The 23,719-nt window shown below is 41.1% G+C and carries 22 protein-coding genes; 20 read left to right on the top strand and 2 right to left on the bottom strand.

The genetic code is table 11. The features are described from left to right. Positions 1 to 98 precede the first annotated feature (98 nt). Entirely contained in the window at positions 99 to 2,213 is a 2,115-nt protein-coding gene (gene paaZ, locus FTU80_RS10335; protein ID WP_180084977.1) for a phenylacetic acid degradation bifunctional protein PaaZ, read from the bottom strand. Positions 2,214 to 2,475: 262 nt separating this feature from the next. Between paaZ and paaA the strand changes: the two genes are divergently transcribed. From paaA to FTU80_RS10235, 20 genes are all read left to right on the top strand, one after another. Continuing rightward, positions 2,476 to 3,420 (top strand): 1,2-phenylacetyl-CoA epoxidase subunit PaaA, encoded by a 945-nt coding sequence (paaA, locus tag FTU80_RS10330; RefSeq protein WP_111884663.1) that lies wholly within the window; start codon positions 2,476 to 2,478, stop codon positions 3,418 to 3,420. 37 nt (positions 3,421 to 3,457) lie between these two features. After that, positions 3,458 to 3,748 (top strand): 1,2-phenylacetyl-CoA epoxidase subunit PaaB, encoded by a 291-nt coding sequence (paaB, locus tag FTU80_RS10325; RefSeq protein WP_078193737.1) that lies wholly within the window; start codon positions 3,458 to 3,460, stop codon positions 3,746 to 3,748. A gap of 15 nt (positions 3,749 to 3,763) precedes the next feature. Next, positions 3,764 to 4,519, top strand: coding sequence for a 1,2-phenylacetyl-CoA epoxidase subunit PaaC (gene paaC, locus FTU80_RS10320; RefSeq protein ID WP_078193736.1), 756 nt, complete (start codon positions 3,764 to 3,766; stop codon positions 4,517 to 4,519). A 27-nt stretch (positions 4,520 to 4,546) separates the two neighbouring features. Then, positions 4,547 to 5,047: a 1,2-phenylacetyl-CoA epoxidase subunit PaaD gene (gene paaD, locus FTU80_RS10315; RefSeq protein ID WP_180084976.1), complete on the top strand. Its 501-nt coding sequence runs from the start codon at positions 4,547 to 4,549 to the stop codon at positions 5,045 to 5,047. Positions 5,048 to 5,108: 61 nt separating this feature from the next. Further along, a complete protein-coding gene (gene paaE / locus FTU80_RS10310) occupies positions 5,109 to 6,167 on the top strand; it encodes a 1,2-phenylacetyl-CoA epoxidase subunit PaaE (RefSeq protein ID WP_180035206.1) in 1,059 nt (352 codons plus the stop codon). A gap of 25 nt (positions 6,168 to 6,192) precedes the next feature. Continuing rightward, positions 6,193 to 6,963, top strand: a complete 771-nt coding sequence (locus FTU80_RS10305; RefSeq protein WP_180085091.1) for an enoyl-CoA hydratase-related protein — start codon at positions 6,193 to 6,195, stop codon at positions 6,961 to 6,963. Then, on the top strand, positions 6,963 to 7,754 hold the full coding sequence (gene paaG / locus FTU80_RS10300; RefSeq protein ID WP_180084975.1) for a 2-(1,2-epoxy-1,2-dihydrophenyl)acetyl-CoA isomerase PaaG: 792 nt from the start codon (positions 6,963 to 6,965) through the stop codon (positions 7,752 to 7,754). The genes FTU80_RS10305 and paaG overlap by 1 nt, the downstream gene beginning before the upstream one ends. A gap of 3 nt (positions 7,755 to 7,757) precedes the next feature. Continuing rightward, on the top strand, positions 7,758 to 9,305 hold the full coding sequence (locus FTU80_RS10295) for a 3-hydroxyacyl-CoA dehydrogenase (RefSeq protein ID WP_180084974.1): 1,548 nt from the start codon (positions 7,758 to 7,760) through the stop codon (positions 9,303 to 9,305). 10 nt (positions 9,306 to 9,315) lie between these two features. Further along, positions 9,316 to 10,536 (top strand): 3-oxoadipyl-CoA thiolase, encoded by a 1,221-nt coding sequence (gene pcaF / locus FTU80_RS10290; RefSeq protein ID WP_180084973.1) that lies wholly within the window; start codon positions 9,316 to 9,318, stop codon positions 10,534 to 10,536. A gap of 46 nt (positions 10,537 to 10,582) precedes the next feature. Next, a complete protein-coding gene (gene paaK / locus FTU80_RS10285) occupies positions 10,583 to 11,875 on the top strand; it encodes a phenylacetate--CoA ligase PaaK (protein WP_180084972.1) in 1,293 nt (430 codons plus the stop codon). A gap of 56 nt (positions 11,876 to 11,931) precedes the next feature. Continuing rightward, the gene (locus FTU80_RS10280; protein WP_111884656.1) at positions 11,932 to 12,873 is read left to right on the top strand and encodes a PaaX family transcriptional regulator C-terminal domain-containing protein; all 942 of its coding nucleotides are present in this window, start codon (positions 11,932 to 11,934) and stop codon (positions 12,871 to 12,873) included. A 39-nt stretch (positions 12,874 to 12,912) separates the two neighbouring features. Beyond that, the gene (locus FTU80_RS10275) at positions 12,913 to 13,512 is read left to right on the top strand and encodes a gamma carbonic anhydrase family protein (RefSeq protein WP_180084971.1); all 600 of its coding nucleotides are present in this window, start codon (positions 12,913 to 12,915) and stop codon (positions 13,510 to 13,512) included. Positions 13,513 to 14,111: 599 nt separating this feature from the next. Next, positions 14,112 to 14,852, top strand: coding sequence for a GntR family transcriptional regulator (locus FTU80_RS10270; protein ID WP_180084970.1), 741 nt, complete (start codon positions 14,112 to 14,114; stop codon positions 14,850 to 14,852). A gap of 19 nt (positions 14,853 to 14,871) precedes the next feature. Further along, entirely contained in the window at positions 14,872 to 16,608 is a 1,737-nt protein-coding gene (locus FTU80_RS10265) for a fumarate reductase/succinate dehydrogenase flavoprotein subunit (RefSeq protein WP_180084969.1), read from the top strand. A 33-nt stretch (positions 16,609 to 16,641) separates the two neighbouring features. Then, positions 16,642 to 16,887 (top strand): ferredoxin family protein, encoded by a 246-nt coding sequence (locus tag FTU80_RS10260; protein WP_078190695.1) that lies wholly within the window; start codon positions 16,642 to 16,644, stop codon positions 16,885 to 16,887. 13 nt (positions 16,888 to 16,900) lie between these two features. Continuing rightward, complete coding sequence (locus tag FTU80_RS10255; protein WP_180084968.1) at positions 16,901 to 18,364, top strand: ABC transporter substrate-binding protein; 1,464 nt, start codon at positions 16,901 to 16,903, stop codon at positions 18,362 to 18,364. Positions 18,365 to 18,411: 47 nt separating this feature from the next. Continuing rightward, positions 18,412 to 19,260: an ABC transporter permease gene (locus tag FTU80_RS10250; RefSeq protein ID WP_180084967.1), complete on the top strand. Its 849-nt coding sequence runs from the start codon at positions 18,412 to 18,414 to the stop codon at positions 19,258 to 19,260. Further along, positions 19,260 to 20,111, top strand: coding sequence for an ABC transporter ATP-binding protein (locus FTU80_RS10245; RefSeq protein ID WP_180084966.1), 852 nt, complete (start codon positions 19,260 to 19,262; stop codon positions 20,109 to 20,111). Before FTU80_RS10250 ends, FTU80_RS10245 begins: the two co-directional genes overlap by 1 nt. A gap of 5 nt (positions 20,112 to 20,116) precedes the next feature. After that, positions 20,117 to 21,109 carry a HEAT repeat domain-containing protein gene (locus FTU80_RS10240; RefSeq protein WP_180084965.1) on the top strand — a complete coding sequence of 331 codons (993 nt, stop codon included), beginning with the start codon at positions 20,117 to 20,119 and terminating at the stop codon, positions 21,107 to 21,109. Further along, complete coding sequence (locus FTU80_RS10235; RefSeq protein ID WP_180084964.1) at positions 21,099 to 21,392, top strand: DUF971 domain-containing protein; 294 nt, start codon at positions 21,099 to 21,101, stop codon at positions 21,390 to 21,392. The genes FTU80_RS10240 and FTU80_RS10235 overlap by 11 nt, the downstream gene beginning before the upstream one ends. Before the next feature lie 958 nt (positions 21,393 to 22,350). Here the strand turns inward: FTU80_RS10235 and FTU80_RS10230 are convergent. Further along, positions 22,351 to 23,688 carry an MFS transporter gene (locus FTU80_RS10230; protein ID WP_180084963.1) on the bottom strand — a complete coding sequence of 446 codons (1,338 nt, stop codon included), beginning with the start codon at positions 23,686 to 23,688 and terminating at the stop codon, positions 22,351 to 22,353. Positions 23,689 to 23,719 lie beyond the last annotated feature (31 nt).

Raw genomic sequence — 23,719 nt, 5'->3', positions numbered from 1 at the left:
TTCATTATTCGTCAATGCTATTTACAAAAAAAGATACAGATATATCTATGAAATAAAAAAAAGGAATCATATTGATTCCTTTTTTGGTTGAGTCGAAATTATACATCACGCTCGACAAGCGTTAAGATGTCATAGGTTGCCACCAATTCACCGCGTTGGTTTTTCACTTTAATGTCCCAAACCACCACGCCGTGTGGTTTTTGTTCAGGATCACGCAAGGTTTTTGGTGTTTTTTGCTTGCAGGTCAGTTCCACTTGAATGGTGTCACCAATTTTGACCGGCTCAACAAAACGTAAATTATCCATACCATAGTTGGCAATGACTGGGCCTGCTGCAGCATCGACAAAGAGACCCGCTGCGGCAGACACAATAAAGTAACCATGCGCAACGCGTTCACCAAATAATGATTCTGCAGCGGCAATTTTATCCATATGTGCATAGAAATAGTCGCCACTCAAACCACCAAAATTAACGATATCTGCTTCGGTAATGGTGCGTCGTGCTGTTAGTAAACGCTCACCAATACGCAGTTCATCAAATGACTTTTTAAATGGATGCACGCGATCTTCAAAGACTTGTGCACCTGCTGTCCAGCGATGACCAATTTGGGTTAACACATTTGGTGAGCCTTGTAATGCTGTACGTTGCATATAATGTTTGACTGCACGTAAGCCTCCTAATTCTTCACCACCACCCGCACGCCCAGGTCCACCATGGACTAAAAGTGGTAGGGGTGAACCATGACCTGTACTTTCACGTGAACTTTCGGTATCTAGAATATGCAGGCGACCGTGCCATGGTGCAATTTTTGCGACTAAGCTTTCAATATTTTCATCCGCATTGCGTACAATGGACGCCACAAGACTGCCTTCACCTTTTGCGACTAAGGTTGCCAACTCGCTTTCTGTGCTATACGGCATCAGTGTCACCACCGGGCCAAACGCTTCAACCTGATGGACGTACTGTGCATCAAGCGGTTGACGGCAAAGCAAAACTGCAGGTGGATATAAGGCTGATTTTTCAGAATATGAACCATTTGTAGTGATATCTTGGCGTAAATGACTGCCAAAAATAATGTCAGCATCTTGTGCCAATATTTCGACTTTTTCTGCAACATCGAGCTTTTGTTTATAGCTCGCCAAAGCACCCATCGTCACACCTTCTTGGCTTGGATCACCCAACACGACTTTTTTCAGCTTCTCAATCAAACGCTGTTGCACCGTCTCTAATAAAGCCGTAGGGACAAATGCTCGGCGAATCGCGGTACATTTTTGTCCGGCTTTGGTGGTCATTTCACGGAAAATTTCACGGACAAACAAATCAATGCTTTCATCTGAGGCTTGGGTTGTCAGGATGGCACTGTTGACTGAATCAGCTTCCATACTAAATGGAATGGAATAGGCATTTAAATGCGGATGTGCACGTAATTTTTGTCCCGTTGAGGCAGAACCAGTAAATGTCACGGTGTCCTGTTCATTTAAATGTTCAAAGAGATCGTAGGTTTGACCGCAGATCAGCTGTAATGCACCTTCAGGCAAGAAACCACTTTCATGAATGGCTTTCACCACCGCATGGGTCAACTGAGCACCTTCTGTTGCAGGTTTTACAATACACGGCACACCCGCCAATAAAGTCGGTGCAATTTTTTCCAACATGCCCCAAATCGGGAAGTTAAAGGCATTGATATGTACTGCTACGCCGGCTTTGGGACTCAGTAAATGCTTGGCACCAAATGAACCGTGTTTAGACAGTTGAATAAAATCATCTTCAATCCAAACTTTTTCATCGCTCAGCTCACGGCGGACTAAACTTGAGTAGGCAAATAATGTACCGATACCACCTTCGATATCAATCCACGCATCTTTACGGGTACAGCCCGTTGCTGCGGCAAGGGCATAGTAGTCTTCTTTACGTTCCAATAAGTACTGTGCAATTTGCTTTAATGCATTGGCACGTTGATGAAAGGTCCAATTGGCAACACTTGAACCATGCGTTTTGGCATATTGCACCACGGCTTGAGTGTCAATGCCATGACTACTGACTTGGTAAATGGCTTGACCTGAAATGGCGTGAAATACTGTACGTAAGTCTGCTGATGCAACGTGTTCTTGTCCAAGAACCAATGAACTTAAGCGCAGTAAAGATTCCGATGGCTCATATTTGCCATCCACTGAAATGGTATTGTCTTGTGAATTTTGCTCAAGATCCAACATCGATATAACTCCATTTATGATACGTTATTAATATTAAATTTATAATATGTGTTTCATAAATTGCATTCAAAAAAACAGATTGTCAATCAAATTCCTTGTTGAAAAAATTATTTTTTTGTATGAAAAAAATATTAATTAAATAAAAACAATATCTTATTAATAGATGTTAAAAATATTTATATGATACCAATAAAAAGCAATTGAATTATTTTTTGTATCGTATTAATTTAAATCTAACGACACTTGGGATAAGTGAGACAACATGAACACGCAACAACAAAGATTTGATGACAACATTGTCAATAATGTATCGATTGAGCCAAAGGATTGGATGCCAGACGCTTATCGTAAAACTTTAATTCGCCAAATTGGACAACATGCACATTCTGAAGTGATTGGTATGTTGCCAGAAGGCAATTGGATTACCCGTGCGCCCACCTTAAAACGTAAAGCGGTATTACTTGCCAAAGTACAAGACGAAGCAGGTCACGCGTTATATCTCTATAGCGCAGCTGAGACCTTAGGCGCAGATCGTGACGATATGATGGATAAACTGATTGCAGGTCGCATGAAGTATTCATCAATCTTTAATTATCCAACCTTAAGTTGGGCAGATGTCGCAGCCATTGGTTGGTTGGTCGATGGTGCGGCAATTGTCAATCAGGTTGCTTTGTGCCGTACCTCGTATGGTCCTTATGCTCGTGCCATGGTGCGTATTTGTAAAGAAGAAAGTTTCCATCAACGTCAAGGCTTTGAAGCCATGATGCGTTTAGCAGAAGGCACACCTGAACAAAAACAAATGGCGCAAGATGCAGTCAATCGTTTTTGGTGGCCTGCACTGATGATGTTTGGTCCAAGTGATGACAATTCACCGAACAGTGAACAAAGCATGAATTGGAAAATTAAGCTGTTTAGTAATGATGCCTTACGTCAAAAATTCGTGGATAACACCGTGCCACAAGTTTTACAGCTTGGTTTAACTGTGCCAGATCCAGACCTGAAGTGGAATGAAGAGACCGGTCATTATGAGTTTGGTGAAGTGAATTGGACTGAATTCTTTAATGTGATCGCAGGTAAAGGTCCATGCAACCATGAACGTATTGAAGCACGTCGTAAAGCATGGGAAGGCGGCAAATGGGTTCGTGATGCAGCAGCAAGCTATGCCAAAAAACAACAGCAATTCAATGATACGCGCAAAATTGCATAAGCATTTAAGTCATCAATGACATACAGGAAGTTTAATCATGGATAACAAAAACAATTGGTCTTTATACGAAGTCTTCGTACGTAGCAAACAAGGTTTAAGCCATCGACATGTGGGTAGCTTACGCGCACCGGATGATGAAATAGCCTTACAAAATGCGCGTGACGTGTATACCCGTCGCAACGAAGGTATCAGTATTTGGGTGGTCAAATCTGAGTTAATTACTTGTTCACAACCAGATGAAAAAGCGGAGTTTTTTGAACCACATTTGGATAAGGTTTACCGTCATCCAACCTTTTACAACATTCCACACGGCATTGAGCATATGTAATTGGAGGATCACAGCATGACCAATAAAGTTTTATCCGAATTTCTATTACACATTGGTGACAGCCAACTGATTTTGTCACATCGTTTAGCGGAATGGTGTGGCCATGCACCTGAACTTGAGCTTGATATTGCACTTGCGAATATTGGCTTGGACTTATTAGGTCAGGCACGTACTGCGCTTTCACTGGCAGGGAGTATTGAAGGTTTAGGACGTGATGAAGATCGTTTAGCGTACTTCCGAACTGAGCGTGAATATCGCAATTTACTGCTCTGTGAACAACCCAATGGCGACTTTGCACAGACCATTGTACGTCAATGGTTAATGGATCATTATCATGCCTTGTTATTTGCCGCGTTAAGCAATAGCAACAATGCCGAACTGTCTGCCTTTGCGATTAAGTCTCTCAAAGAAGTGAAATATCACCAACGTTTTTCAACAGCTTGGATGGAGCGCTTAAGTCTGGGTACGCAAGAAGCACATGACAAGGTGCAACATGGTTTAAATCAATTGTGGCGTTTCACCGAAGAGCTATTTGCACTGACTAACGATGAAAAACAATTGGTAGAAGCCGGTATTGTTCCTGACTTAACAATATTGCCTGCGAAATGGTTAGAACTTATTCAATCGGAATTAACGCGTTTCGAGCTACAACTACCACAAGAGGGAGCCTACCGTAGCGGAGCCAAGCAAGGTTTGCATACTGAACATTTAGGTTATGTCCTTGCCGAGTTGCAATATTTACAACGCAGCTATCCAGAGATGGTGTGGTAATCACAGCGTTCACAGGGAGTGAGTGACATGAACCGAATTCAACACGTTGAGCAGCAATGTTGGGAGATTTTACAACAGGTGTCTGACCCAGAAATTCCGGTGTTATCGGTCTTGGATTTGGGCATGATTCGTGGTGTAGAAATCAATGCAAGCCAAGAGATTGTGGTGCGTTTGACCCCAACCTATAGCGGTTGTCCTGCCACTGATTTACTCAAAGACGAAATCAAAACAGCATTGTTGGCGCATGACATTCACCCTGTCAAAGTGGTGGTGGATTTATCTGAGGCATGGACCACGGATTGGATGAGTGAATCAGGTAAAGAAAAGCTACGCGAATACGGTATTGCACCACCACAAGGTTCATCTCATCTGTGTGGTACGCATGTGGCGCTGACGGATGGTGTGGCTTGCCCACATTGTGGCAGTGTAAATACACAGCTGTTAAGCGAGTTTAGTTCTACTGCATGTAAAGCCTTATACCGCTGCCAAGACTGCTTAGAACCCTTTGATTACTTTAAATGTATTTAATCTAATGGACATCGATGTGCGCTGAACAGCACAGCAATAAAATAAAAGAAGGATTTTAACAATGAGTCAATTTATTCCCTTAACCATTAAATCAATCCAGCCGCAAACGGAAAATGCCATTTGTATTTCTTTTGCTGTGCAAGATGAACAAACCTCAGCGTTTCAATATCAACCAGGTCAACACCTGACTATTCGCCATCTCACAGAGCAAGGTGAAATTCGTCGTTGCTATTCGATTTGTAGCGATGTGCAAGAAGATATGAGTATTGCCATTAAAAAAATTGATCAAGGTCAATTTTCAACATGGGCAAATGAAAACCTCAAAGCAGGGGATGTGTTAGAGGTGATGCCACCTCAAGGGGTTTTTTTTCAAAAAGCAGCAAAAGTCGGTGGACAACATTATTTAGGCTTTGCTGCAGGCAGTGGAATTACGCCAATTTTATCCATCGTGAAATCAGTGCTGAATCGTCAGCAAGATGCCACATTTACACTGGTTTATGGCAATCGTTCATGGAAACAAACCATGTTTGCTGAACAAATCATGGATCTTAAAGATCGCTTTCATCAGCGTTTGCAATTGGTGAATATTTTTTCACGTGAATTGAATGACAGCGAGATCTTTAACGGTCGTATTGATACTGAAAAGCTCCAGCAGTTGGCCAAAGCCGGTTTGATTCGTACAGATACTGATCACTGCTTTGCCTGTGGTCCAGAAGAGATGATGACGGCCGTTGAGGAAATTTTGCCGACGCTAGGGATTGAGCGCAGCAAGATTCATACAGAACGTTTTAATACAGGTACGACTACAAAAGCATCAGCACAACAAGTTGCGCAACGTAGTGAAGAAAAGGTCAACATTATTTTAGATGGTCGTGAGTTGATCATTGAGGTATCAAAACAAGATGACAGCATCCTCGATGCCGCATTACGTGCAGGTGCAGATTTACCTTATGCCTGTAAAGGTGGGGTGTGTGCCACCTGTAAGTGTAAGGTACTTGAAGGTGAAGTCGAGATGGCCATCAACTACAGTCTTGAAGAGGATGAAGTTGCAAGAGGTTATGTCTTGAGCTGCCAAGCCCGTCCAACCACTGCCAATGTACGCTTAAGTTTTGATGAATAACGCCGTGTGGAATGAAAGTATGGACATGCAATATCTAAAAAGTAGTTCTCCAAAAACCGGTGTGGTGCTCATTGAACTGAATCGCCCTGAAAAGCGCAATGCCTTAAACAATGCCACATTGCAAGAGCTCGCGGATTATTTAACAACCTTAGATACAGACCGTGAAGTGCATGCAGTCGTGATTACAGGTCATTCACAATGCTTTGCTGCAGGTGCGGATTTGAATGAGCTTGCCCAACTTGATGTGGTCAGCATTCAACAGGATCAACGACCACAGTTGTGGAAGCGGATTGATGAGTTTTCAAAGCCTTTAATTATGGCCGTCAACGGTTATGCCTTAGGCGCAGGTTTTGAGTTGGCATTGCATGGTGACATTGTGTTGAGTGGTGAAAATGCACAATTTGCTTTACCAGAAATTGGTTTAGGCATGTTGCCCGGTGCAGGTGGAACACAGCGTTTGGCACGTCTCGTCGGTCAGCAACTGTGTATGCGTTGGGCAATGACAGGTGAAATGATCAGCGCCCAGACCGCATTGCAACACGGGATCAGCAGTCAAATTTGCCCAACAGCTTTAACGGTGCAATATGCCGTTGAATTGGCAGAAAAAATTGCCAAGCAAGCACCCCTAGCGATTCGTGTGATTAAACAGTCGCTAAAAAGTATTCATGAAGTGACCCTAAGCCAGGGTTTAAAACTCGAGCGTCAACATTTTGTGTGGTTGGCAGCAACCCAAGATCGTCAGGAAGGCATTCAAGCTTTCTTAGAAAAAAGACAACCCGCATTTAGAGGTGTGTAATGGATTACCAAACAATTATTGTCGAAGAAAAAAATGCAGTCGGTTATTTAACGTTTAATCGTCCAAAGCAACTCAATAGCTTTAATGAAATCATGCATCAAGAAGTTTCAGGAGTTCTCAAAGCATGGGCAAAAAATGCTGAGATTCGTGCAGTGGTGATTTCTGCGGAAGGTCGAGGTTTTTGTGCAGGACAAGATTTAAGTGACCGCGTGGTTGATCCAAATGCCGATGCACCTGATTTAGGCCGCTCGATTGAAATGTATTATAACCCACTGATCAAACTGATTACTGAAATGCCGAAACCAGTGCTGTGTGCAGTGAATGGTGTAGCAGCGGGTGCAGGTGCCAACATTGCTTTGGCGTGTGACATTGTACTGGCTGCAAAATCAGCATCCTTTATTCAAGCCTTTTGTCGTTTAGGTTTAGTTCCAGATTCGGGTGGAACATGGTTTTTGCCACGTTTGGTTGGTCGTGCACAAGCAATGGCTTTGGCTATGCTTGGCGATAAGATTCCAGCTGAGCAAGCACAACAATTGGGCATGATTTGGCAAGTGGTTGAAGACGAAAAACTGAAAGCCGAAGCCAGCAAATTGGCAGAACATTTAGCGACACAACCCACTTATGGTTTGTCATTGATTAAAAAAGCCATTCATGCTGCAGCAGCTAATAGCCTCGATGAGCAATTGATTTTAGAACGTGATTTACAGCGTTTAGCAGGGCGTAGCAGTGACTATCGTGAAGGCGTACAAGCCTTTATGCAAAAACGTACACCACAATATACAGGATGCTAAATCATGGCAGAACTTCATTTACAGCATGCCCCTGTGGCAGTGATTGGTGCCGGTACCATGGGCATCGGCATTGCACAATTGGCGGCCATGCATGGCCATCCGACCCATGTGTATGATGTCGATCCACAACGTGTAGAAAGCGCTTTTGCTGCACTAAAACAGCAATTACAAAAACGTGTAGATGCCGGAAAAATGGCGGCTGATCTCTTGCAACTGACCTTGTCCAATTTAAACGTGGCAGCGGATTTACACGAATTAGCAGACAGCCAACTGATTGTAGAAGCGATTGTAGAAAACAAAGACGTTAAACAAAAGCTATTTCAACAGCTTGCTGATATCTGCTCGCCTGAGACGATCTTTGCATCCAATACATCTTCAATCTCGATTACTGCGATTGCTGCCAATATTCCACATCCAGAACGCGTGGTCGGTTTGCATTTCTTTAACCCAGCACCAGTGATGAAGTTAGTGGAAGTGATTGCAGGCTTAAAAACAGACCCAGCAATTTCTGATGCTTTAGTCAGCTTGATGACAGCATGGAAAAAAGTGCCAGTACGTGCCAAATCCACCCCAGGGTTTATCGTCAATCGTATTGCACGTCCTTATTATGCGGAAGGATTTCGTGCCCTGCAGGAAAATGCGACCACGCCTGAGCAACTTGATTTTATCATGCGTGAATGTGGACGCTTTTCGATGGGGCCGTGTGAGCTGACCGATTTAATTGGCCAAGACATTAACTTTTCTGTCACACAGAGTGTCTATGATGCCTTTTTTGATGAACCGCGTTACCGTCCATCCTTGATTCAAAAGGAATTGGTGGAAGCAGGCTGTTTTGGTCGCAAAACTCAACAGGGTTTTTATGACTATCGAACGGAACATTCTAAAAAAGTGTATCAACTCCCTGTGATTTACAGTAAATCACCTGAAAAAATTGAGGTGGTGGTCAAAGGTGATTGGTCACATTCACATGGTTTAATCGCACTATTGCAACAATCTGCACATATTCATCTGCGTATTGAAGCGGCGCCTACGGCTGAAATTCTCATCGGTGATGTGTCTTTACGTTTATCAATGGGGCAATCTGCCGAGATTGATTATGCAACACAAAAAGTGGTACTGATGGATTGGCATGGCGATTGGTCACAAGCCAAAGCCATTGCAGTTACAGCTTCACCAGCATGTACAGCGATAGATCAAAAAACGATTGAACAGTTGTTTATCGGTCTAAATATTATTCCGATTTGGTCTCAGGATCATCCAGGATTATATGTACTGCGCACTATTGCCATGTTGGTCAATGAAGGATGCGAGGCCGTTTTACATCAAATTGCGTCTGAACAAGACATTGATGCAGCCATGAAATTTGCTGTGAATTATCCTAAAGGACCATTCCAATGGGCACAAGAATTAGGATACAACATTATTTTACAGACTTTGCAAAATCTGTATCGTATTTATGGTGAAGAGCGTTATCGTCCTAATCTATATTTATTAAAAAAAGCGGCACAAGGAAACGTGTCAACGCAGCAGCCATTACGCGCTGCCAGTTAAGGATAAAATGATGCAAGATGTATTTATTTTTGATGGGATTCGTACCCCAATTGGGCGCTATGCCGGTGGTTTAAGTAGTATTCGTACTGATGATTTGGCTGCATTGCCGATTCAGTATTTGAAGCAACAACATCCAAATTTGCCTTGGACGGAGGTCGATGAAGTGATTCTCGGCTGTGCCAACCAAGCGGGTGAAGACAATCGTAACGTGGCACGGATGGCAAGCTTGCTTGCCGGTTTACCTGACAGTGTACCTGCCATTACGGTGAACCGTTTATGTGCATCAGGTTTAGATGCAGTGGGGCTTGCTTCACGTGCGATTAAATCGGGTGAAGCGCAGTTTGTATTAGCGGGTGGTGTGGAAAGCATGTCACGTGCGCCCTTTGTTCAGTCTAAACCGACGAGTGCATTTAGCCGTACACCTGAAATTTTTGATACCACTATTGGTTGGCGTTTTATAAATCCGCTATTTAAAGCCAATTTTGGCGTCGACAGCATGCCTGAAACTGCTGAAAACGTAGCAGAAAAATACAATATCAGCCGTGCCGATCAAGACCAATTTGCCTACAACAGTCAGCAAAAAGTAGCAAAAGCACAGGCTGAAGGTCGCTTTGAGCGTGAGATTCTACCAGTTGAGATTAAAAGCAAAAAAGGTGTAGTGCGTGTTGCTCTAGATGAACATCCACGTGCAGAAACTACACTAGAGGCTTTAAATGCACTTAAAGCACCATTTCGTAAAGAAGGAGGTTCGGTCACAGCAGGCAATGCATCAGGTGTCAATGATGGTGCTGCATGTTTACTCTTAGGTAATAACGCCTTTGCTGAGCAGCATGGTTTAACTCCCCAAGTGAAAGTTTTAGGGATTGCAAGTGCTGGTGTAGAAGCACGTTATATGGGTATTGGGCCTGTACCTGCAGTGCGTAAAGTTTTAGCACAAACGGGCTTAACTTTAGAGCAAATGGATGTGATTGAACTCAATGAAGCCTTTGCAGCACAAGCTTTAGCTGTGATTCGTGAACTGGGTTTAGCGGATGATGATGCACGTATCAATCCAAATGGTGGTGCCATTGCTTTGGGCCATCCACTTGGCATGAGTGGTACACGTTTAGTCCTTACCGCAATGCATCAACTGAAAATTCAACAAGGAAAATATGCGCTGTGCACCATGTGTGTGGGCGTTGGGCAAGGTGTTGCCTTAATACTCGAAAATATCAATTCAGGACGTAATTGATTGACATAAAACAAGCTGTCGCGATGACTGCGTAAGGAGTAAGACAATGAATAAAAATGCAATGGAACACATCGAAACCGCATCTGTAGATGAATTACGTCAACTGCAAGTTGAGCGTTTAAAAAAGACGCTCAATCATGCTTATTATAACAGCACGGTGTATAAGCAAAAGTTTGATGAAGCAGGTGTACATCCAGATGATTTTAAACATCTTGAGGACTTAGCAAAATTCCCTTTTACCACCAAAAAAGATTTACGTGACAATTATCCATTTGGCATGTTTGCGGTGCCTCAAGAGCAAATTGTGCGCGTACATGCTTCATCGGGCACTACAGGTCAACCGACGGTGGTTGGCTATACCCAACATGACATCAATATCTGGTCGGACGTAGTCGCACGATCGCTGCGGGCTGCAGGGCTAAGCAGTAAAGACACCATTCAAGTGTCGTATGGTTATGGTTTATTTACCGGTGGCTTAGGTGCACATTATGGCGTAGAGCGTTTGGGTGCTACTGTCATTCCAATGTCAGGCGGGCAAACAGACAAACAAGCGCAGTTAATTCACGATTTTAAACCAACAGCACTCATGGTGACACCATCGTATTGCTTGAATATCATTGAAGCCCTTGAGAAAAAGTTTGGTTCAGCCAAAGACTGTTCTATTAAAACCGGTGTATTTGGTGCTGAACCTTGGACCAATGAAATGCGTAAAGAAATTGAAACGCGTTTAGGTATTGATGCCTTAGACATTTATGGCTTATCTGAGGTCATGGGTCCTGGGGTGGCAATGGAATGTTTAGAGTCCAAAGATGGCCCAACCATTTGGGAAGATCATTTCTATCCAGAAATTATCAATCCTGAAACAGGCGAAGTGGTGCAAGATGGTGAGCTGGGTGAATTGGTATTCACGACAATTACCAAAGAAGGCATGCCGGTGATTCGTTATCGTACCCGTGACTTGACACGTTTACTGCCAGGCACATCACGTACCATGCGTCGTATGGATAAAATTGTCGGTCGCAGTGATGACATGATGATTATTCGTGGTGTGAATGTGTTCCCATCGCAAATTGAAGAGCAAATTTTGCAAATTCCACAATTAATTGCGAATTATCAGATTCATATTTGTAAGCAAGGACACTTGGATTCATTGCATATTCGCACTGAAATGCGTCAAGATAGCAGTCCTCAATTGGCGACGCAGCTTGCAAACCAATTGAAATCACAAATTAAAACTATGGTGGGGATTAGTGTGAGTGTTGAAGTGCTGAATGAAGGGAGTTTACCTCGCTCTGAAGGCAAAGCGCAGCGCGTGTTTGATATTCGACAATCCGCTTAAATGAACATGCCTGATGACTAGGCTCATCAGGCAATTCACAGGTAAATGAAAACGCAATGAATCCTAAATTAAAACAAATTATTGATGAGTTTATTCAACGTGAAGCGCTCAGTGGGACTTCATTGGTCATGACCATTTTTGGTGATAGCATTTATCACCGTGGAGGTGTCATCAGTCTTGCGAGCTTAATTCAGCTAATGGACGTATTTGGCTTGAATGAACGTTCAGTGCGTACTGCGGTCTTTCGTTTGGTACAAAATGGCTGGCTCAGTTCAGAGAAAATTGGGCGCACCAGTTATTACCGTATTACGGAAAGTAGTCGTCAGCGTTTTATCATGGCCGATCAAAAAATCTATGGCTTTAGTCATAAAGATTGGGATAAAAAGTGGGACTTGGTGCTACTGAGCTCAGTTGAACTTGAAAACAAATTGGTGTTAAAGAAAGAGCTTGAGTGGTTAGGGTTTGCCAATATTGCAACTAATGTCATGGCTTATCCAGGCTGTGATCAACAAAAGCTGCAAAATTTATTACTTAGTCATCAAATGACCGATCAAGTGGTGGTGTTTCGTGCCGAAACCCTAGAACTTTGGCAAGAATCTTATCCTACGATTAAACGTATGGTGGTTGTGAATTGGCCCATTCAAGAATTACATCAACGCTATGAAAAATTCATTAGTGATTTTCGTGAGTTTTTCTATTTTGTCGAGCAAGATGAAGAAATAGATGCCGTCCAAGCCTTTCAAATTCGTATCTTATTGATTCATCAGTTCCGTCGTATTTTACTTAAAGATCCAAATTTACCATTTGAGTTGTTACCGACGGACTGGCTGTCGTTAATTGCACGTAATTTAAGTACCAATTTGTATCAGGCGGTATTTATGGCAGGCGATGAGTTTTTCTTAAATGTTGCACGTACGGCTGAAGGCAGTATGCCGCCTGCACACCCACAGTTTTATAAACGTTTTGGTGGTTTAAAACAGCCAGATTTGAGCTATTAAATTAGCGTCTAATTTAAAATTAACAATAAGGATATAACAATGCCGTGCTATGCCATTGATGGCGTGATTCCAGTGGTCGATCCTCAGGCTTTTGTACACCCAAACGCCGTGTTGATTGGCGATGTGATTATTGAGGCAGGGGTTTATATTGGACCTTTTGCTGCCTTACGTGCTGATTTTGGCCGTATTCATATTCAAAAAAATGCCAATGTACAAGATTCTTGTACCATTCATGGCTTTCCAAACAGTGTGACCTTGGTGGAAGAGTATGGTCATGTGGGGCATGGTGCTATTTTGCATGGCTGTGTGGTACGCAAGAATGCCCTCATTGGCATGAATAGTGTGATTCTCGATGAAGCTGTGATTGGGGAAAATGTGATTATAGGTGCCAACAGTACAGTTAAGGCAAAGGCAGAGATTCCTAATAATATGCTGGTATTGGGCAGTCCTGCACGGGTGGTGAGAGCCTTAACCGATCAAGAAATTGCTTGGAAACGTCATGGTACGGCGCAGTACATTGAGTTAACCGAGCGTTGTCTCAACAGTCTACAAGTGGTAGAACCTTTACCCCATGACACAGCGGAACGTTTAACTTATCAAATTTTTCAGGCAGATCATGTCTTAAAGCAAGATATGTAAGCTATTTACATATTCAATTAATGTGTCCAAACGTCTCTAGCATGTTGCAAATGTCCGCTTTTGATATACAGCGTTGCACCTGATTCAGCCATGCATTGATTGGATTTTAATTTTTCTAAAAAGTATGTTCACTATTTGATTTAAATAACGGACAGATTTTTTCGATCTTGCTTAATGTACCAATGTGTAGCGTCATGTGACAATTTTTTGGAATCAAAGCATTAAACAAGTGATCAATGTGAGAAAATAAGAATAGTTTTTGTGCCAATTAAAGAATCAGAGAATTATGTAAGCCAGACGGTAGGTCATTATAGTAATTAGGTTTGCATAATATCTTATTTAACTTACATTCACATAAAGCTAGATTCACAAAATAATTTTCAATATTTTTACTCACGGGTTTTAATTTCAATAGTTCATGAACCATTATTTAGATTCTATATCTTATATTTTTTTAACAAAAACAAATTCATTTTAAGAATAATAACTTACTGAGTTTATTCAGCTTTATTTTTCATAAATAAATCAAATCTTAATATTTCAATTTCTGTGTCTAATTAATTATTGTTTGCTCAAGTTGTTATAACAAGTTGAAAACGATGTCTGAGCCAAGCAGTAAAAATAGCCAGTTGCCATTGTATGAACAAATCAAAGGGCAGTTGCAACAAAAAATTCAATCAGGTGAATACCCAGCATTGGGTCAATTGCCATCAGAAAATGAGCTTTCAGAGTTGTTTTTAGTGAGCCGAATTACCGTTCGTCAGGCGCTGCATAAGCTTTCACAGGATGGTTTGATTTTTAAAGTGCATGGCAAAGGTACTTTTGTCAGTAAGCCGAAAGCCTATCAAAACATCACACAGCTTCAAGGCTTTGCAGAAGCCATGTCATCGAGTGGGCATCACATTTTAAATGAAGTGTTGTCGATCGAATTCATTGAAGCACCGCTCAAAGTCGCCTCCAAATTGAAATTGGCTGTGCGTAGTCAAGTGGCTGAAATTAAACGGGTACGTTTGCTGAATAACGAACCTGTGTCTTATGAGTTGACTTATTTACCTGCAGAAATTGGCTTACAACTTCAAAACAAACAGGTGGATTTACGTGTTAGCGATATTTTCACCGCCATTGAACAAGACTTATCTATACCACTGGGTTATGCCGACTTAAACATTGATGCCATACAGGCAGATGATGAATTAGCACAGCTACTTTCAGTGGACATTCATACACCTATTTTACGTGTGGAACGACTCACACACGATGCTCACGAACATCCGATTGACTACGAATATTTGTACTTCTCAGGCGAAAGCTTCCAGTACCAATTACGTATTTTTCGTTAATCGGGATCAAGGAAATATCATGGAAACTAAATATTTAGAATATGACATTGTGGTGATTGGCGGGGGAACCGCAGGACCGATGGCTGCAATCAAAGCCAAACAAGCCAATCCTGATTTAAGGGTCTTATTGATTGAAAAAGCCAATGTAAAGCGCAGTGGTGCAATTTCAATGGGGATGGACGGTTTAAATAATGCGGTGATTCCAGGTTATGCCACGCCTGAGCAATATACCAAGGAAATTACCATCGCCAATGATGGTGTGGTCAATCAAACCGTCATTTATGCCTATGCACAAAATAGCTTTAAAACCATTCAGCAGTTGGATCAATGGGGCATCAAATTTGAAAAAGATGAAACAGGTGAATTTGCTGTAAAAAAAGTGCATCACATGGGTGCTTATGTGTTGCCGATGCCTGAAGGACATGATGTTAAAAAAGTCCTGTACCGTCAAATGAAGCGTGCGCAGGTCAAAATTAATAACCGTATCGTGACCACCAAACTGCTTAAAAACGAACAAGGTGCAATCAATGGTGTACTTGGTTTTGACTGTCGTAGCGGTGATTTTTATGTCATTAAAACCAAAGCTGCCATTTTATGTTGTGGTGCTGCGGGACGTTTAGGTTTGCCATCTTCAGGTTATTTGATGGGAACCTATGAAAATCCAACCAATGCTGGTGATGGCTATGCCATGGCTTACCATGCAGGTGCTGAACTTGCCAATTTGGAATGTTTTCAGATTAACCCACTGATTAAGGATTATAACGGACCTGCTTGTGCCTATGTGACAGGACCACTAGGTGGTTATACCGCAAACAGTAAAGGTGAGCGTTTCATTGAATGTGACTACTGGAGTGGTCAGATGATGTGGGAGTTTTACCAGGAACTTGAAAGCGGTAATGGCCCCGTATTCTTAAAAGTTGATCATTTAGCAGAAGAAACCATTCAAACTATTGAAGAAATTTTACATACCAATGAGCGACCAAGCCGTGGCCGTTTTCATGAAGGGCGTGGCACCAATTATCGTTCTGACATGGTGGAAATGCATATTTCTGAAATTGGTTTCTGTAGTGGTCACAGTGCTTCAGGTGTATGGGTCAATGAAAAAGCAGAAACTTCGGTGAAAGGTCTATACAGCGCTGGTGATATGGCGGCAGTACCACACAACTATATGTTGGGTGCATTTACTTATGGCTGGTTTGCAGGTGAAAATTCTGCGCAATATGTCCTAGATGTTGAAGAGTCAGAACTCAATCAAGCGGAAATTGATGCAGAGCGTGAACGGATTTTTGCACCATTAAACCGTAAACAAGGCGTACCTTCAGACCAAGTGGAATACAAGTTACGCCGCTTTGTAAATGACTATTTGCAACCGCCAAAAACACGTCAAAAAATGGAAATTGGTTTACGTCGTTTTGAAGAAATTAAGCAGGACATTGCTCAAATTTCTGCTTCAAACCCACATGAACTCATGCGTGCTGCCGAAGTGTCTGTGATTCGAGACTGCGCAGAAATGGCGGCTCGAGCTTCACTCTATCGTACGGAAAGCCGTTGGGGACTGTATCACTACCGTGCGGATTTTCCAGAAAAAAATAATGACGATTGGTTCTGTCATGCCCATTTGAAAAAAGATGCACAGGGCAATATGACGAGCTTCAAAAAGCCGATTGAACCCTATGTGGTCGCAATTGAAAAAGCAGAACAAAACTCATATGACCAACTGCGTATCCAAAAACAGCAATTGGCGCTTGCAGACTAAATTTTAAAATATTCAAGATACGGAAATATAAAAATGGCACTGATATTTAAAGAAGTTTCACATCGAACTATAGCTCCAGTCTTGGTCGATGAAGATAAATGTATTGCTGATAAAGGTTGTACGGTCTGTGTAGATGTTTGCCCGATGGATTTGTTGGCGATTGATCCTGAAACCAATAAAGCTTTTATGCAATTTGATGAATGTTGGTACTGCATGCCTTGTGAAAAGGATTGCCCAACTGATGCGATACACGTCAACATCCCGTATTTATTAAAATAAAAGAGACTCATCCATGTCTAAATTAACTAGAAAAAAAGCGCTAATCAGTACCATAGTCAGTCTAGCTGTTGTAGGGGGACTAAGCGCTTGTGACAGTAAAAGTACAGATAAAACCAATGCAAATAGCTCATCGGCAAAAGCTGAAACGGTTCGTATTGCCATTGGTACACAAGATACAACCATTAACTGTGCAACAGGTGGTTTACTGATCCGTGAACTGAATTTACTCGATAAATATTTGCCCAAAGATGGTGAATATAAGAATGTGACATATGACATTCATTGGAAAAACTTTACTTCAGGTGCTCCATTAACCAGTGAAATGGTGTCAGACCGATTGGATATTGGCGCAATGGCAGATTTTCCTGCGGTCAATAATTTGGCGGCTTTTCAAAAGGCAGGTAAACAAAGTCTATTTTTAAATCCTCTATCTGGGAGTACTACGGGAAGTGGTAACGCCATCGTTGTGCCGACTGAATCTAAGGTGAATTCGATTGCAGAACTGAAAGGGCAAACGATTTCTGTACCTTTTGCTTCGACCGCACATGGGTTATTGCTACGAGTCGCCAAAGAACAAGGCTGGGAGCTGGATAAAGACATTAAAATTATCGCGCAAGCACCTGAAGTTGCTGGTCCTGCATTAAAGAGCAATAAGATTGCCGCACATGCAGACTTTGTGCCTTTTGGTGAGTTGTTTGCATATCAAGGTATCGTACGAAAAATTTATGATGGCTCGCAGGCGAATGCACCGACTTTTCATGGTTCGATTGTTACTAAAGACTATGCAGAAAAACATCCTGAAGTGATTAAAGCCTATCTGCAAGCGACCATTGAGGCAGATCAATTGCTACAAAAAGAACCTGAAAAATATAGTCAGCTCATTGCGGATAAAACCGGTATTCCTGCCGAAGTTGTATATTTATTTCATGGACCATTGGGGTTACAAACCCGAGATTTAACATGGAAACCTGAATATCGCCAGGCGACGCAAACCGCAGTCGATACCTTAAAAATATTAGGTAAGAATGACGGAAAAATTGATGTCAATCAATTTATTTCAGAGCAATACATTAAAGATGCATTTTCAGCATCTAAGCTCGATTATACCAAGTCATTAGCCAATTATGGCAAATCACCTTTGATTGCCAAGGATGCCTTAACAGGTGAGCCAATTCAAACCTTTAAGCATGTGACGCAAATTTGGGTCAAAGGTGAAAAACAAGTGCGTAGTTATGAAACGGCTGAACATGCATTCCAAGATTTAAAGAAAATTCAACAAGCGGGTCAGCAAACCCGTGTTGTGTATAGCCAAGATTTCCAAAGCGACATCAAGCTACTGTCAAATTTAGCGTGGTTCGCAACCAATCAAACGGGACAGATTCAGGCCTTTTTGCTCAAAGATGATGCCACTAAGTTTGCGCAAACCCACAGCGGCAAAGTCTATGATTTTAAAGCTGTTCAACAACTTGTGAAATAAGGCAATCACATTGTCTAGCCTAATCGCCAACAATGAGGAAACGCATTATGGGAAGTTTAGTTGAAAATCAGGAAAAGGCGTTGCATCCAGCCATTTCCGTAAAATGGGATGCACTTAAAAATCCAAAATTGAGTCAATTTATATTGGGGACTGTTTCTCTTTTGCTGTGCTTATTGCTTTGGCAAACGTTGGCTCAATTTAAAATTAATCTGGGTATTGTGAATTTTAGCAATGTACCGACACCGGTTGAAGTCGTTCAAGCCATTATTCAATTTTTTCAACTACCGACGGCTTTGGCGCATTTAAAAGCCAGTATGTTACGGGTACTGATTGGTTTTGCTTTAGCGGGTGTGATTGGCGTGGCTTTGGGCTTGCTGATTGGTCAATATAAGAAAATGGCCGCTTTTTTTCTAACACCGCTTGAGGTCTTGCGTCCAATTCCTGCGGTGGCTTGGATTCCATTGGCAATTTTAATTTTTCCATCGTCAGAAGCTTCCATGATTTACATCACATTTATTGGGGCACTCTTTCCAATTTTATTGAATACCATTCATGGGGTGGAAGCAGTAGATCCTCGATTGATTGCATCTGCAAAAAGTCTCGGTGCATCTGAATTTGCCATTGTAAGAGAAGTGGTGATTCCGGGTGCTTTACCAAATATCACTACAGGTCTATCCATTGGTATGGGGACATGCTGGTTTTGTTTAGTTACGGCTGAAATGATTTCAGGTCAGTTAGGCATTGGTTATTTCACTTGGGAGTCTTTCACGCTACAAAATTACAGCAGCATCGTAGTTGGAATGTTACTCATTGGTGCCTTAGGCATGTTGAGTAGTGCCTTAGTACGTTGGATTGGAAAAAAATTTACTCCCTGGTATCAATTAAGGAAAGCCTAATGACTGAACATGTGAATCAATCTCTGAAAAAACTTGGTGAAATTGACATTCGTAAGTTGTCCTTACACTTAGGACAAGGTCAGCAGCGTTTTCAAGCTTTAAATCAGGTCGATATACATATTCAAGCAGGTGAGTTTGTGTGCTTACTAGGACCTTCGGGTTGTGGCAAATCGACATTACTTGGTGCATTGGCAGGACACTTGCCCTATAGCGCTGGTGAATTGCTAGTCGATTCTGAAACAGTGTCTAAACCGCATCCTGATCGGGGCTTGGTATTTCAGCATCACACTTTATTTCCTTGGAAAAGCATCATTGAAAATGTGGCTTTTGGCTTAAAAATGAAAGGTATTTCAGCAACGGAACGCCAAAAACAAGCACAGCACATGATCGACTTAGTTGGACTAACAGGTTTTGAACAGAAATTTCCTGCGGAACTCTCAGGGGGGATGCAGCAACGGGTTGAAATTGCTCGTGTATTGATTAATCAGCCCAAAGTTTTATTGATGGATGAACCCTTTGGTGCATTAGATGCGCAAACACGTATTCGTATGCAGCAACTCTTGCTTGATATTTGGCAGGATATTCAAACCACAGTGCTGTTTATTACTCATGACATAGATGAAGCACTTTTTTTAGCAGATCGTGTGCTGATCATGAGCCATCGTCCAGGGCGAATTATTGAGGAAATTCCACTGAATTTTTCTCGTCCTAGAGACATTGACATTGTTACTTCACTAGAATTTACCGAATTAAAGAAACATTGTATGCATGCTTTAAAGCGTGAAATTTTAGAAGATATGAATCGATTAAATCCTTTGGGGATTCCCAAAAAAGCAGTTGTAGAAGGATAAACCCCATGCAGTTCCAATACCCAGAATTAAACAATATAGATGAAGATGATTTAGATTTTCTTGAGCAACTCAATCAAGAGGATGAAAAAAGACGGTTTATCGCATTAATGAATATTGCAGATGAAGAGCGGGAAGATTTATTACCTTGGTTGCATTATGCATTGACACATGACCCAGCGTCTTTAGTACGTTTAGAAGCGGCAAAACGACTTGAAGGTTGGGAAGATCCACACAGTTTAAATGCTTTGGCAGGAGCATTATTAGATCCAGATGCTGAAGTGGTTGCAGCAGCGACGCAAAGTTTAAGTGAAGTTAAACAAGCTCAATCTGCAGAGGTTTTAGCAGGCTATTTGGCTAAAGAAGAACCTGCGGTCAAAGTTGCCATTTTAAGAGCCTTAAAACCTTTACGTGATCTTAGTTTTTATCAAGAAATTGAAAAACATATTCATCACACAGATGTATTGGTACGCCGTGAAGCGGTGAGTACATTGAGTTGGTTACAGCAAGAACAAGCCGTTAGTAGTTTAAGTCAAATTGCACGCAACGACCCAGATTTAGAGACTCGTCGTATTGCAACAGGTGGGTTAGGTTATGTAAAACAGGCACATCCTGAAGTTATAGATGCCTTAGCCTATGGTTTAGCCTCACACGATTGGCAATTGCGCGTTGAATCTGCATTAACCATTGGAAAATTAAAATTAGCCTCACTTGAAGAAAATTTGGTTGAACTGTTGTATGACACCTATTGGCAAGTGCGTATTGCAGTGGTGCGTAGTTTAGGACTCATTAAATCCAAACAGGCTTTGGATGGCCTGGCACATAATTTTGACTTTAAAATTAGTAACCTCCGTAAAGAAGTCGCTTTGGCATTGGGCGAAATTGGGGGTAGTCGTGCCGAACAATTATTACAAGAGCATGCAGATGACCCAGACCCTGAAGTGCGTAAAGCGATTCGTATTGGTTTAGGGTTAATTTTGGAGCAAGCCCATGCAGAATAATTCGCAAACAAAACCGACAGATATCCAGTTTGATGTTGAGCGAGATCTCATCCATTTTATTTGGTCGGAAGAAAAGACCATCACTTTGAGTCATGATCAACTGCGAAATGCATGTCCTTGTGCATTTTGTCGTTATAACAAGATTAAGAAGTTACCGATTTCATTGGTCGATCATGTACAGGTTACCGAATTGAATAGCCAAGGTTATGGTGTACAGATCTGTTTTAGTGATGGTCATAATCAAGGGATTTTTCCTTGGGAATATTTAAAAAATATTATATGACATAATGAAAGATGAATATTTTTCCTGAATATTCATCTTTTATTTATAATAAATTGTTAAATAGTTTAGAAAAATAATTATTTTAAATATGGTTTAAAAAAATTAATAATTAAAAAAATGCGTTTAATATTATGAAATCAAAAGATTTATATAGAAAATATGCAATAAGATATAGAAGGTTGTTATTCTATAGAAACTTAGTGATAAAATTAAGAAAAATAATACTTATAGTTTTGTTAACTATATTTTCTATATTCTTCTTGGTTTTGTATTGCTTGGATTTGCAAAACATAAATATAGATATATATTTTAATTTATTTATAAAATTTTTTATTGTAATGGGTATTATTTATTACTTTAAAATTGATCATTTTTTTGCAAACAAATTAGCTTTAGTGGTTTGTAACATCCGTTTTTAATAGACCTATAAAAACTTTCAGCTATGGAAAAAAAAGGGCATTTTAACCAATGATGATTATATATATACATGCGCGATCTGCTGGAGACAGTGCTAGAGCAGTTGCAAAAATCAGAATTAGATCATGATGAAGAATACGATACTAAAATTATTGTTTGTCCGGCTAGATCATCACATAGCGTACCAGATTTCGGCATAACGTATATTATGTTCATTAGGATACTTCACTGGAGAGATTCACCATAATATTAATCTCTCCAGTGAAGTTGCGCCAACGGCTGAGTTATGTAGGGCGCAATCTTGGATATCTTATTTAACATAATATACATTATACGAAATGCTTCAAATTTATTTACAAAGATGATAATTCACAGCTCTTGCACATCAACTGTATTCAAATTGCTATGTTCCTAAGCTTCGCTAAAAATAAGTTTGTCCTGCCACAATCCTTAGACAAGAAAAAGCCATAACAATTGTTGTTATGGCTGTAAATATGTATTTCTATATTTAAATCAGTCTACTGTTTTCCTGATTGTTGATTTAGGAAGATTTGATTTCCTCACTACTAAATACTTTAGTCTTTTGCTCTATTTGATCTGGCTTTAAAAATGAAGATGCAATAATCGCAATCACAGCAAAGCCTGAAATATAGGCAATAATTAAATTAGGGCTTCCATCACCAATACTTAGCAATTTCGTCGCGATTAATGGTGCTAAACCACCACCTAGCACGCCTGCAAATTGAACTGAGATTGAAATACCGCTATAGCGTATTTCTGCTGGAAATTGGCGTGAAAATAACTGTGACTGCGGCGCATACATCAAAGGAAAAACCACACCAATACCAATCACTATGGCCGTCCAAACCAATACAGGATCCTTGGTATTTAACATCGCAAAAAATGGATAACTGTATAAAGCCAATACGCATAAACCAAATCTAAACATGTTTTTTTGCCCAACTTTATCAGACAAATGCCCAAAAATTGGCGTAATGACCATGATGACTGCAGCACCACAAATCGTTGCAAACAAAATGTCTTGTCTAGGAATATTCAGCTGTGTGGTGGTATAGGCTAAAGCAAATGTCGATGCCAAATAGAACCAAGCATTTTCAGCAGCTCGAGATAAAATAATCGTAATCAACTGCTTAGGATGATTCTTCAATACCTGTTTTGCTGGAACTTTAATTGTTTCGGTTTGCGCTTTAACTTTTTCAAAGTCTGGTGATTCAGGTACTTTTACACGAATATACCAACCTACAGCCAGTAAAATAATGCTGGCTAAAAATGGTAGACGCCAACCCCAGCTAAATAACGCTTCTTCAGGTAACATTGAGACTAAGCCTAAAGCTACCGAAGCGAGCAATAAACCACCACCTGTACTGGCTTGCGGTAAACTTCCCCAAAAGCCTTTTTTACCCGCTGGCGCATGCTCTACCGCCATGAGGACTGCTCCGCCCCATTCTCCACCCATGGCCATGCCCTGTATAAATCTTAAAATAATTAAACAGACCGTTGCCCAATAACCAATGGTTTCAAATGTCGGTAACAACCCAATCATCACCGTTGGAATACCCATCAACATTAGTGTGACCAATAACATTGATTTACGACCGATTTTATCGCCGAAATGACCAAAAACAATTCCACCAAGTGGTCGACCAATAAAGCCTACAGCATAGGTAGCAAATGCTGCCAATACGCCAGTTAAGGGATCAAGATTTGGGAAAAAAAGTCGATTGAAAATGAGTGCTGCGGCAGCACCATAGATAAAAAAGTCATACCATTCGATGGTTGTACCCACCATGCTGGAAATACCCGCTAAACGATGCGAGGACTTAGCTGGTGGAGCTGTGTTTCCCTGTACATTTTGCATTGTTATCTTCCTTATTCTGCAAGATATTTCT

Source organism: Acinetobacter sp. YH12145 (assembly GCF_013418335.1).
Taxonomy (GTDB): Bacteria; Pseudomonadota; Gammaproteobacteria; order Pseudomonadales; family Moraxellaceae; genus Acinetobacter; species Acinetobacter amyesii.
The sequence above is the reverse complement of the archived record's forward strand: the minus strand, read 5'-3'. Positions and strand labels throughout refer to the sequence as shown.